Below are 12,778 nucleotides of genomic sequence, written 5' to 3' on the forward strand. Positions count from 1 at the left end.
TGGGGTCAGTGTTTAATACTGGTTAGTAGTACTGACCACATTGAGATAATTGTTAATGGTTTGCACATACAATGTGCAGATATTATAAGAAATTCATCACCAATAACAAGTATTTTCACAAGTTATTGGTGTATTCCCCACAGGAGCACTACATAGATAGACCATGTACTGCTCTAGTTTTGGGATTTACTCGTCGTCATCTTTAGAGTTGTACTTAGAGATGATCGCTTCTGAAACTGATTTTGGAATCTCAGCGTACTTTTCAAACTCCATAGAGTAAGTAGCACGGCCTTGTGACATTGAGCGCATTTGAGTGGCATAGCCAAACATTTCTGCCAATGGTACTTCAGCACGGATCTGCTTGGTACCACCAGGCAAGTCTTCCATACCCTGTACCATACCACGGCGACGGTTAAGATCGCCCATGATATCACCCATGTAGTCTTCAGGCGTTTCAACTTCTACTTTCATTACTGGCTCAAGTAGTGCTGGGTTGGCTGCCATGAAGCCTTTTTTGAATGCCATAGAACCGGCCATTTTGAACGACAACTCATCAGAATCGACGTCATGGTAAGAACCGTCATACAAGGTGGCTTTTACGCCAACTACTGGATAACCAGCAAGTACACCGTTCTTCATGCGCTCTTGAATACCTTTATCGACCGCACCGTGGAATTCTTTTGGTACCACACCGCCCACGACTTCTTCGGCGAATTCGTATTCAGTGTCGCCTGCTGGATCAAGCGGCTCAAGACGTAGCCAAACGTGACCGAATTTACCACGACCACCAGTCTGACGTACAAATTTGCCTTCTTGCTCAACCGTGTTACGAATCGTCTCACGATAAGCAACCTGTGGCGCACCGATGTTGGCTTCAACGTTAAACTCACGCTTCATACGATCAACCAAGATCTCTAAGTGAAGCTCACCCATACCACTGATGATGGTCTGACCTGATTCTTCATCCGTATGAACGCGGAATGATGGATCTTCTTTAGCCAGACGACCAAGGGCGATTGACATTCTTTCTTGGTCAGCCTTGGTTTTAGGCTCAACCGCCAGGCTGATTACTGGATCTGGGAATTCCATACGCTCAAGGGTGATTACATCGCTTTCATCACACAAGGTATCACCAGTGGTGACATCTTTCATGCCAACCAATGCTGCGATATCACCAGTACGAATCTCTGCAAGCTCTTCTTGAGAGTTTGCCATCATCTGTACGATACGGCCAACACGCTCACGTTTCATTTTAACTGGGTTATAAACGCTGCTGCCTTGCTTGATCACACCTGAGTAAACACGAACGAAGGTTAGGTTACCAACGAATTTGTCATTCATGATTTTAAATGCAAGGGCTGAGAATGGCGCATCATCAGATGCTTCACGGCTGCCTTCGCTTTCGTCTTTGTCATCAAGAATACCTTTAATAGCAGGTACGTCGATTGGTGCTGGCAGATACTGAATAACCGCATCCAACATCTTTTGTACACCTTTGTTTTTAAAGGCAGTACCACAAAGAAGTGGGATGATTTCGTTATCAATAGTCAACTGACGAATCGCTGTATGAATTTGCTCTTCAGACAATTCACCATTGTCCAAGTACTCATTCATAAGCTCTTCTGACGCTTCGGCAGCGTTTTCTACCAAGTACTCACGGTACTCGTCTGCTTTGTCTTGAAGCTCAGTTGGGATATCACGCTCTTCATACTTCATGCCCTGAGATGATTCATCCCAGTAGATGGCTTTCATGGTAACAAGATCAACAACACCTTCAAAATCGTCTTCTTTACCAATTGGAATAACGAGTGGTACAGGCTTGCCGCCTAGACGGGTTTTGATTTGATCGATGACACGATAAAAGTCAGCACCAACACGGTCCATTTTGTTAACAAAGGCCAGACGTGGTACTTTGTATTTGTTTGCCTGACGCCATACGGTCTCAGACTGTGGCTGAACGCCGCCTACTGCACAGTAAACCATGCACGCGCCATCAAGTACACGCATAGAACGTTCAACTTCGATCGTGAAGTCAACGTGACCTGGGGTGTCAATGATGTTAATACGGTGTTCATCAAACTGCTTGGCCATACCAGACCAAAAACAGGTTGTCGCCGCTGAAGTGATGGTGATACCGCGCTCTTGCTCTTGTTCCATCCAGTCCATGGTGGCTGCGCCATCATGTACTTCACCGATTTTATGACTGACACCTGTATAGAATAAGACACGCTCAGTAGTGGTCGTCTTACCAGCATCAATGTGCGCTGAGATACCAATATTGCGATAGCGCTTTAGGGGAGTTATACGAGCCATAGTGTTTTCCTAGGGAAAGTCGTGTATGTATTAATATTTTATATGTCACTACCGTATATTCTGTAAAGAAGCGGCCAGCTCTTGCTCTGACTAACTGATTAGTAACCCTAATGCGGTTAAGATATGAGCCTGTACGAAGAATATAGTGGTATTAGATTCGAGACAACATCATCATAGAGTGCTGCCATCTTAGCGATAAGTTATACCATCGCTACATGGGTGATGGCAGGCATTGATAGAGTAATCAACAATAGTATCTTGCATGTTTCCAGATATGAGGTATTGCGTCATTGTTGTCGCGCTATTCTCTATCTGAAATAATGGTCAATGATACGCTCTCATTGACCACCATAAAAAGCAAATGGGCTGCTTAGAAGCGGTAATGAGAGAATGCTTTGTTAGCATCTGCCATGCGGTGAACTTCGTCACGCTTTTTCATAGCAGCGCCTTTACCGTCAGCAGCGTCATTCAATTCGCCAGCTAGGCGTAGAGCCATTGATTTTTCAGAGCGCTTAGCGGCAGCTTCAGCCAACCAACGCATGGCCAATGCAGTACGACGGGAGGGGCGTACTTCCATTGGTACTTGGTAGGTAGCACCGCCAACGCGACGTGCTTTTACTTCAACCATTGGGCGTACATTTTCAAGTACGTCTTCAAAGAAAGATACTGGATCTTCGATGTTACGCTTTTGGCTTACTGTCTCTAGTGCACCGTATACGATACGCTCAGCAGTAGATTTTTTGCCATCGCTCATAACATGGTTGATGAATTTAGCAATAGTTTGGCTACCGAACTTAGGATCTGGAAGGATCTCACGGGCAGCAACGACGCGACGTCTTGGCATAATAAATTTCCTTGTCTTCAGGAGTGTCTGACATTCACAACCTCGCATTGACTTTCGGTCTACGTGGTATCTGGCGAGTTGTCAGTCAGCCTTACTGCATGGTGGTATGTCTAAAATAGGCTTGAAGTAATAAGCATTATCTACAAGCAATTTTTAGCACCAAACCCATGCACAGTTAATGTGTCGTACAAATCAGCTTTTGGCTTATATTAAGCTTTAGGCTTCTTCGCACCATATTTAGAACGACCTTGCTTACGGTCTTTTACGCCTGCACAGTCAAGAGCGCCACGAACGGTGTGATAACGTACACCGGGTAGATCTTTTACACGACCACCACGGATAAGTACAACACTATGCTCTTGGAGGTTATGACCTTCACCGCCGATGTAGCTTGATACTTCATAGCCTGAAGTCAAACGTACACGACATACTTTACGCATGGCTGAGTTAGGTTTTTTAGGGGTGGTAGTATATACACGAGTACATACACCGCGACGCTGTGGGCACGCTTGCAACGCAGGAACTTTTGACTTTTCCTTGATGGTTTTGCGACCCTTGCGAATCAATTGGTTAGTTGTTGCCATAAGGCATCCTTCTCCCGTTTGGTATAAAACAAAAAAATGGGGATAGCCAAAAAGACCCAGCGCAGTACGCAGGTTTTTTCGGGAGACCCATTTTTAGGACAGTGTATTATAAAGACTTGTTACTGCTATTTCAACCACTTATCAGCATTTTTGCTTTACAAATATTCTCAGATGTGCTTTGAGCACAAAGCTGACAATGAGCAGTAAATGGTGACATCATGACATTTTTCAAGTATTTACTGATAGGAATGATGCTTGTGGATGAATGAGTGGCATTATACCGCGTTTTTGATGACGCCGCAGTGACATTATCACCACTGCGGCGCCTATGAATGATATTATTTTTTTGTACCTGTTTTTGCGTTTTCAGCCGTATCACTCGCGTCTTGATCTTCAGCTGCATCCTCTGAGCTATCGCTTGTGTCCGTCTGCTCAGTGCTTGCCTTGTCTGTAGCGGTTTGTCCTGCAGCATCGGCACTGTCATCTTGGTCAGCGGCACTGTCTGTATCGCTTGCTTGGTCGGCATCTTGTTTTTGGACTTTGGCTTCGCTACTGCTGTCGTCAGTAATCAGTTGATTGGCCAGTTTGGGCTCTGGGGCAAAAGTTGCTTGCGCCACGCCGATCACTTCGTCAATCAATTGGCTGTTATAACGCATGCCAACGCCAACAGCAGTCACTGGTAACAGACTACGTACCCAAGTTAGGTTAACCTGATCGAGATCAATACCCACTTGGCTGGCAACGCTATCAACTTGCTCAGCATAATAGTTGACGTTTTTGTTTTTGAGGCCGAGGTTTTTGAGCTCGCTGTGCAGGCCGCGAGTTTGGGCATTATCAAGCAACTGCTTGCCCACGCCAATACCAGCCAGCAAGGCTTGTTTTTCTTGCATTTTGCTGAGGTCTGCCTTGCTGAGTAGCTCATAAGCCATCTTCATACCTTGCTTGCCTGTCAAGGGCTTGTCATAAACGGCGGCCAACTGATATACCGTACGCAGTGACACCAACAACAACCATAAGGTATCAGCCAGCAAACCCGGTAGACCTATCAAACCGGTAATGCCGCCTAGCGTGGCAAGGGCGCGATTTTGGTTGGCAATGTCGGTGGCGAGCGCATAGCGCTGCTCGTCGTCTAGGGTGGTGATGTCAGCAAAGCGATGTTCGTTTGGTAAGTCAAGCTGACTCCAACTGGCTGCCATTTTTGCCATTTGCAAAAAGACGCTGTCTAAAAATGATTGCAGCAAACTGTTTGGCACCACCTTTTTGGCATACTTGCCATACATGGCAAAACGTGGGCCCAAAAGCTCTTGCGTGGTTTTTAGGGTTTGATCGCGAAACGGGTTTTGTCTCTCGCCGTCATCTTCAAGGTTGACCGCTTCGTATTTGCGCGGTTTGCCAGTTTTGGCGTTGATGCTATCAATCAGGGAGCCTGCGCGTTCTAGATTGTTGCGAGTCATGCGCCCTACAGTGCTGATGCCTTGAGATAATGCGCTACGTTTTGCCATGTTTACGTCCTTAGTATTATGATTATAAAAATGAGGTACAAATGATGATTAAAATCGCGTTATGTATGAATCAGTGTATGACGATGCCAACACGTCATCAACCTGTCATGATAAAGGGGATTTTATAATACATCTGCGCTCGTTAACAGATTTATAGCTATTGTAGTTAAAACTGAATGAAGCTGTCAGTGATAACAATGTTATTGCAATGACAGGGTTTGTATCCTTATTGACCATGAATACCGAGCTGAGGTATCAGAAAACCATCAACACGCCCTATTATCTGCAAACAGTTTTTGCGATTATTTTACAGTTTGGCAAAGATTTTGCGGTGGTGATACGGTATCATACCGCAGATAAAATCATGATGGCACAGCATCGATATTGCCGCTGTTATGACGCGTCAACTTATTTTATTGCCAACAAATTTTTGGCAATCAGCTTAAAACAGTTATCATAAGGAACATAGTATGCGCCGAGTTGTCATCACTGGAGCCGGGATTGTCTCTTGTATCGGACATGATTTGGACACCGTCACCAATGCGCTCAAGCAAGGGCAATGTGGTATCACATTCAATGAGACTTATGCAGAACATGGCTTTAAGTCACAAGTTAGCGGCAGCATCGATAAATCAGCATTGAATACTGCTGCTATTGATCGCAAATTAAAGCGCTTTTTTAGTGATGCCAGCTTATATGCATACATCAGCGCCTTAGAAGCGATTGAGCAATCTGGACTGACGCTTGATTATGTCAATCACAATCCGCGCGTAGGTGTGGTGGCAAGCTCAGGCGGCGCGTCTACTCAAGATGTGGTCAATGCCGTCGATGCAATGCGCAACAAGGGCTTGCGCGGTGTGGGTGCGATGGCAGTACCTAAGACCATGGGCAGCTCGGTATCCGCAGCGCTGGCTACGGGTCTAAAAATCCAAGGCATCTCTTACTCTATTTCGTCTGCATGCGCGACGTCTACCCACTGTATCGGTCATGCGGCAGAATTGATTCAATTGGGCAAAGCAGATGTGATCTTGGCAGGCGGTAGTGAAGCAGAACACTGGACGCAGTCGTGCATGTTTGATGCGATGGGTGCGATGAGCACGCAGTATAACGACACCCCAAAACAAGCCTCACGCGCTTATGATAAAGACCGTGATGGTTTTGTCATCGCTGGTGGCGGCGCTATGGTAGTGGTTGAGAGCTTAGAGCATGCACAAGCACGCGGTGCAACCATCTTGGCCGAAATCGTTGGCTACGGTGCCAGCTCAGACGGCGCAGAGATGGTCGCTCCCAGTGGTGAAGGTGCGGTACGCTGCATGAAGCAAGCACTGGCAGAAGCAGGTCTATCCACTGTTGACTATATCAACAGTCACGGTACCAGTACACCACTTGGCGATATCACTGAGCTCAAAGCCATCGCACAAGCATTTACCACGTCAGGTAGTGACAGCGTACCGCCCATCAGCTCAACCAAGTCGATGACCGGTCACAGCTTGGGTGCTGTCGGCGCGCAAGAGTTGATTTACTGCCTATTGATGCTAAAAGAAGGCTTTATCGCGCCAAGCATCAACATCGAGCAGCTTGATGAGGCTGCCGCGGACTACGATATCGTCACCGAAACCCGCCAAGCCCCGCTAAAAACCTTGATGAGCAACAGCTTTGGTTTTGGTGGCACTAACGCAACCTTGATCATCAAGCAGTTTGATGCCTAATAATGATCGATCACCGCCATACACACCATACGACAACAGCGCCACTCATGACATCACATGAGTGGCGTTTTGGCGAGATGAGCGCCGCTCTATTGTTGCCACATTTGCAGCAGCAGTTGATGACCTGTGATGCTTTCATGCATTGGCAATTGATATGGTTGAACAATGATGGACAGCCGATCATTGCACTGGCACCAAAAGTAGCATGGAGCGTTTACCTCAGCGTACAGTCCGATATTCAACTGCCTGACTCTGATATCAATGCTGAGCTTAATACTGGTGATTATATCGTTGCCACCACTTATCGAGGTCATGCTCATCCTGTTGTCACGCAGATGAGTTATGACGTGTGGCAACAGCAGCTGATTGCCTATAGTCAGCAGCAGTTGGACGCGCTCACCAGTACTGAAAACCAAGCGCAAAAGGATGAATCATCACTCCGTTATACGCGTGGATTGATGGGCTTTATCGGCTATGATGCGGCAGCAGCAGCACTCAGCCCTCATACGATGATCGGGCAGGCCGAGGATCAACCACTGGCATTTATGGGTGATTATGATGTGTATCTGACCCAAGGGGCTGATAAGCAGCGCTGGGTGCTGTGTGATGCGCGCACAAACACTGATAAGGACTCAGAACTGTGGTTTGGCGATCTGATTGATCATTTAAACCAGTTGGATGGTAAGCTCAGCGCAACTGTTGAGGCGCCGCGTTTGCCAGAGGTGGTGCTTAATACTGCATGGATGCCATCCGATTATCAGCACGCCTTTGCCCGCACGCAGGACTATTTATATCAAGGCGACTGCTATCAAATTAACCTAACACAGTTATGGCAAGGTCATCTGCCAGTAAAGAATACGGCAACGCAAGTGCTACTCGATTATCTGCCTGCGCTTGATGCCAATACACAAGCGCCTTTTGCCGGTTATTTGGGGCTACAACACCCACTGTCTGCTGAGACACTGACCTTTGAACTACTCAGCTGCTCGCCTGAGCTGTTTTTTACCTTTGTCCGTGATAAACGGTATGATAACCCACTTATCCGCACCAAACCCATCAAAGGCACGCGGCCGCGCGGCGCTACTGCCGAACAAGACAATGCTTTGCAGCAGGAGCTAATAGACAGCGAAAAAGACCGCGCCGAAAACGTGATGATCGTCGATTTGCTGCGTAATGATTTGGGGCGCTTTGCCAAAACGGGCAGTGTCAAAGTACCGCATTTATTTGCAATCGAAAGCTTTAGCAATGTCCATCATATGGTCAGTACCATCACCGCTGAACTTAAACCTGATGCTCATTCACTGGCCGTGTTGTTTGGTAGCTTACCTGCAGGCTCTATCACTGGCACGCCCAAAAAACGCGCTGTTGAAATCATATCCGAACTAGAAGCTGCCCCGCGCGGCGCGTATTGCGGCACCATGGGCTATATGAATTTTGATGGTAGCGGTCAATGGAACGTCTTAATTCGCACCTTACAAGCTCAGACAAATCAGGATGAAGACGAGCTTAATCGTCAGGTAAGTCTATGGGCGGGTGGCGGTATTACTGTTGCCTCAGAGGTTGAGGCAGAATATCAAGAATGTTTGGACAAAGTGGGTAATCTACTAAAAGTGCTGGCGCAAAAAGCGTAGGCGGCCAAAGTAAAATACCATTTTTAATGACAAATAAAAATAAAGCCTGCCAACACATCATTGGCAGGCTTTTTATGAGTTCGTATACGTATAAAGGGGACACTTCGTTAACGTACAATAACTAAGTCTTTGTGTACATCACAGATATATTGCTCGGTACATGACATCCGTTCGTAGTACGTATTTAACACCTGATACCACTGGTGCACCTTCATGACATTGCTGATGAGCAAACAATAGCGCTTGCCCCTTTTTCGGTGTGACAACATAAGTCGGCGTGTCATTGTCATACCAACCACCTTGCCATTGATAAAATTTCGTTTCACCACCTGCAAAGTCATCATTCAAATAAAACAATAATGTTAAAAAGCTCTTATGAAACTTAGTCTGCTCATAGGCACCATCAAAGTGCGGTTTGAAAGTTTGACCTTCGCCATAACGATAATAACGGAAACGCTCATTTAGCCCCGACAATTCCCATAAACCCTCATCCCATGTTTTGGGCAAGTAACCCTTCACTTGGTCAAAAAGTTCTGTTGCCAGTATCGTATCATCAAATATGATACGGTCATTATTCCGAACGTTTGTATCTGTCCTAAATTCACCTTTACCTACGGTGATTTGTGCTTGTTCGTATGGTTGCCTCTCACTTTTTTCAATCAGCTTATCGCAAAAAGCGTTATCAAAAATATTATCTATAGTACAAATGAGTGGTCGCTCTCTAATGATGTTCTTCAGAGCTTTCATTTATCTGTGTACCTCTTGCAACGCATCAAGCAGACGCTGGTGCTGCTCAGCAGTACCAACGGTGATCCGCAAATACTCACTAATGCGCGGTTTATTGAAATGACGCACGATAATCCCTTGCTCGCGTAGCATAGTCGCAATCTCACTGGCATTACCCGCTGGTGGACGGGCAAAAACAAAGTTGGCGTGTGATGACAGTACCTCATAATCAAGCGCCCGCAGCTGCTCAGTAAGCGACTCACGCAGCTCGATCACTTGCTGGCAAGTTTGCTCAAAATAGGCATTATCAAGCACGCTGGCGGTCGCTCCAGCTTGCGCCAGTTTATCTAACGGAAAGCTGTTAAAGCTATTTTTCATACGCGTTAATGCTTCGATCAGTGACGCATTACCAAACGCCATGCCCACACGCAGTCCTGCCAATGAGCGCGATTTTGAAAAGGTTTGCGTCACCAATAAATTGTCAAATTGATTGATCAAACTGATTGCAGAAGCGTCCGTACTGGCAAAATCAATATATGCCTCATCAATCACCACCACCGCGTCAGGATGTTCTGTTGCCAAGGTACTGATGTCTTCTAGCGACAGCAATAATCCTGTCGGCGCATTGGGATTGGCGATGATGATGCCATCACAAGGCTGGCGATAATCATTGATATCCACGCCAAAATCAGCCGCCAGCGGTACTTGAGTGAAGTTCACCCCAAAGGTCTGCGCATACACAGGGTAAAAGCTGTAGCTGATATCCGGTGCCAAGATCGGCTGCGGCTTGATAAAGAAACTGGCAAAAACCAATGCCAGCACTTCATCTGAGCCATTACCGACGAACACCTGTTTGCTGTCTAAACCATGCAGCTGTGACAGCGCTTGACGCAGTGCGTCTGATTCAGGCGCAGGGTACAAGCGTAGCTCATCAGCTTGCTGACTCAATACGGCACTAATCGCCTCTTGCACTTTTGGCGATGGTGGAAATGGATTTTCGTTGGTGTTTAGTTTGCACAAATTGTCATGCTGTGGCTGCTCGCCTGGGACGTAAGGTGACAAGTTACGGGCGTTTTCTGACCACAGGCGGGTATCAACAGTTGCAGTACTCATAAATAATCCTACGACAGAGCGCGACAAGGGCGCTAAAAAAGGGGCATTGATAAAAAAGGTAACCGCGTCATGGTCTACTGATAACGGTAGCGGGCAGAACGTGCATGGGCATCCAAATCTTCGCGCTGCGCCAACACGTCAGCAGTTTTTGCTAAGGGCTTGCTACCCGCCTCAGAGCAATAAATCAGCGATGACTTCTTTTGAAAGTCATAAACGCCAAGCGGTGAAGAAAATCTTGCGGTACCTGATGTTGGCAACACATGGTTGGGCCCTGCACAATAGTCGCCAATGGCCTCAGGCGTGTGCCGACCCATAAAGATTGCCCCTGCATGACGGATGTCGTCAATCAACGCATCTGGCTCATCCACAGACAGCTCTAGATGCTCGGGTGCCACGCGGTTGATTAAGGCCAAGCCTTCAGCACGGTCTTTGACCAAAATGAGTGCGCCACGGTTTTGTAGCGAATCGCGCGCAATACCTGCCTTTGGTAACTCAGCCAATGCTTTTTCGATCTCTTTTGCCACTTCTTTTAACTGCGTTTCACTGGTGGTCACAAAAATCGCTTGGGCAATACGGTCATGCTCTGCTTGTGACAACAAATCCATCGCCAGCCAATCGGCACGATCTGCCGCCTCGCCTTCGGCATAAACCAGTACCTCAGATGGCCCAGCAATCATGTCGATACCCACTTGACCAAATACCGCACGCTTGGCCGCCGCTACGTATTTGTTACCCGGGCCTGTGATCTTGTCTACGGCTGGAATGGTTTGAGTACCATAGGCTAAGGCTGCAACCGCTTGCGCACCGCCAATCGTAAACACACGATCCACTTTAGACAAATGCGCGGCAGCAAGCACCAAAGGATTCAGCACGCCTTTGGGTGCAGGTACGACCATAATCACTTCATTAACACCCGCCACCTTGGCTGGAATGGCATTCATCAACACTGACGACGGATAAGAGGCCAGACCACCGGGCACATAGATGCCCACGCGATCAAGTGGCGTCACCTTCTGACCCAAACGGTTGCCCAACTCATCGGTATACTGCCACGTCTCTTGCACTTGGCGCTCATGGAATGTCTGCACCCGCGTCGCTGCCGTAGTGAGCGCCTCTTTGACCTCATCATCAAGCCCTGCAAACGCTTGCGCCAAGGCATCTTGGCCGATTTCAAGCTCGTGCATATGATGGGCAGGATGCTGATCAAATTGCTGCGTCAAAGACAGCACCACGCTGTCGCCCTCGGTGCGCACTTGCGCGATGATGTCGTCAACAGTCGTGAGTAACGCGCTGTCATTGACGGTTTCAAAAGCAAGCAAATCCGCGAGCTGCTGCTCAAAATCGGCTTCTTGGGTACTTAACTGACGCATAACCTAATCCTATATATTAGCAAAAAATGATCATTAACGGGTCACGTCTGATGTTGCCAGTGGATTGCTATCCATGCTATGGCTAGCATCTGGTGGTAAAGGTTTGCTGGCAAGCAGACACAAAAAAACCAGTGTAGCACGCCAAATATATCTTGGCGGGCAAAACTGGTTTAAAAATTTATATGCTGGGGTTTTAATGCATTAACAGCATACGCTTAAGCAGTGGCAGCAGCGATGCTGTCTTTAAAGCTGTCCAAAATCGGCTCCAGCAAAGCAAATTTGCGCTTGTAACTGACTTGATTGACGATCAGGCGTGAAGACACATCACAAATATGATCGAGTGGCTCAAGTCCATTGGCACGCAAGGTATTACCCGTATCGACCACATCGACGATCAAATCACCAAGGCCGACCAAAGGCGCAAGCTCCATCGAGCCATACAGCTTAATCACATCGACCTGCTGCCCTTGACTGGCAAAATAGGCACGCGCCACATTGACGTACTTAGTCGCGATACGCAGACGGCGATTGGGCAGTGTTGCCCCCGTAATACCTGCAGTCATCAGCTTGCACTGGGCAATCTGTAGATCGAGCAGCTCATAGACATGATTGGCCCCATGCTCAAGCAAGACGTCTTTACCCGCTACCCCAAAGTCCGCCGCGCCGTGCTCGACGTACGTCGGCACATCACTTGCGCGTAAAATCAGTACGCGCACATGCGGATTGGACGTTGGAAAAATCAACTTGCGCGAAGCATCAGGGTCTTCGAGCAGCTCGATACCCGCCGCTTTTAATAACGGCATGGTTTCTTTTAAAATGCGGCCTTTGGATAATGCCAGCGTGAGGCCTGAAAACTCATTATCCACTTCATTTAACAAGCCGCTTTTTGGGGTGCGCTTGGTTTGCTCATTCATAGGGGCATGGTGTCCGTATCTGTGGGTGATCTTTGGCTGATCAAAGGCCGTCAGCCAGTAGGTATCATTGAT

The 12,778-nt window shown here is 47.4% G+C and carries 10 protein-coding genes; 2 read left to right on the forward strand and 8 right to left on the reverse strand.

Going from position 1 to position 12,778, the window contains the following annotated elements; all coding sequences use genetic code 11:
* Window positions 1–186 precede the first annotated feature (186 nt).
* The 4 genes from fusA to ACFI32_RS09830 form a co-directional block, all read right to left on the reverse strand.
* Window positions 187–2,313, reverse strand: coding sequence for an elongation factor G (gene fusA, locus ACFI32_RS09815; protein ID WP_462626413.1), 2,127 nt, complete (start codon window positions 2,311–2,313; stop codon window positions 187–189).
* Window positions 2,314–2,683: 370 nt separating this feature from the next.
* Window positions 2,684–3,157, reverse strand: a complete 474-nt coding sequence (gene rpsG / locus ACFI32_RS09820; RefSeq protein ID WP_462626414.1) for a 30S ribosomal protein S7 — start codon at window positions 3,155–3,157, stop codon at window positions 2,684–2,686.
* 209 nt (window positions 3,158–3,366) lie between these two features.
* Complete coding sequence (gene rpsL, locus ACFI32_RS09825; protein WP_025646352.1) at window positions 3,367–3,741, reverse strand: 30S ribosomal protein S12; 375 nt, start codon at window positions 3,739–3,741, stop codon at window positions 3,367–3,369.
* 338 nt (window positions 3,742–4,079) lie between these two features.
* Complete coding sequence (locus tag ACFI32_RS09830; RefSeq protein ID WP_462626415.1) at window positions 4,080–5,243, reverse strand: EcsC family protein; 1,164 nt, start codon at window positions 5,241–5,243, stop codon at window positions 4,080–4,082.
* Window positions 5,244–5,713: 470 nt separating this feature from the next.
* On the opposite strand from ACFI32_RS09830, the gene ACFI32_RS09835 reads away from it, so the two are divergent.
* Entirely contained in the window at window positions 5,714–6,952 is a 1,239-nt protein-coding gene (locus tag ACFI32_RS09835; RefSeq protein WP_462626416.1) for a beta-ketoacyl synthase N-terminal-like domain-containing protein, read from the forward strand.
* A gap of 47 nt (window positions 6,953–6,999) precedes the next feature.
* On the forward strand, window positions 7,000–8,583 hold the full coding sequence (locus ACFI32_RS09840) for an anthranilate synthase component I family protein (RefSeq protein WP_462626417.1): 1,584 nt from the start codon (window positions 7,000–7,002) through the stop codon (window positions 8,581–8,583).
* A 138-nt stretch (window positions 8,584–8,721) separates the two neighbouring features.
* Here the strand turns inward: ACFI32_RS09840 and ACFI32_RS09845 are convergent, their stop codons facing one another.
* The 4 genes from ACFI32_RS09845 to hisG form a co-directional block, all read right to left on the reverse strand.
* Window positions 8,722–9,330, reverse strand: coding sequence for a prolyl hydroxylase family protein (locus ACFI32_RS09845; protein WP_462626418.1), 609 nt, complete (start codon window positions 9,328–9,330; stop codon window positions 8,722–8,724).
* Window positions 9,331–10,422 (reverse strand): histidinol-phosphate transaminase, encoded by a 1,092-nt coding sequence (hisC, locus tag ACFI32_RS09850; protein WP_462626419.1) that lies wholly within the window; start codon window positions 10,420–10,422, stop codon window positions 9,331–9,333.
* Between the two features lie 74 nt (window positions 10,423–10,496).
* Window positions 10,497–11,792 (reverse strand): histidinol dehydrogenase, encoded by a 1,296-nt coding sequence (gene hisD / locus ACFI32_RS09855; protein ID WP_462626420.1) that lies wholly within the window; start codon window positions 11,790–11,792, stop codon window positions 10,497–10,499.
* 215 nt (window positions 11,793–12,007) lie between these two features.
* On the reverse strand, window positions 12,008–12,706 hold the full coding sequence (hisG, locus tag ACFI32_RS09860) for an ATP phosphoribosyltransferase (protein ID WP_462626421.1): 699 nt from the start codon (window positions 12,704–12,706) through the stop codon (window positions 12,008–12,010).
* Between the last annotated feature and the right edge of the window lie 72 nt (window positions 12,707–12,778).

This window comes from Psychrobacter sp. PSi21 (assembly GCF_054960615.1).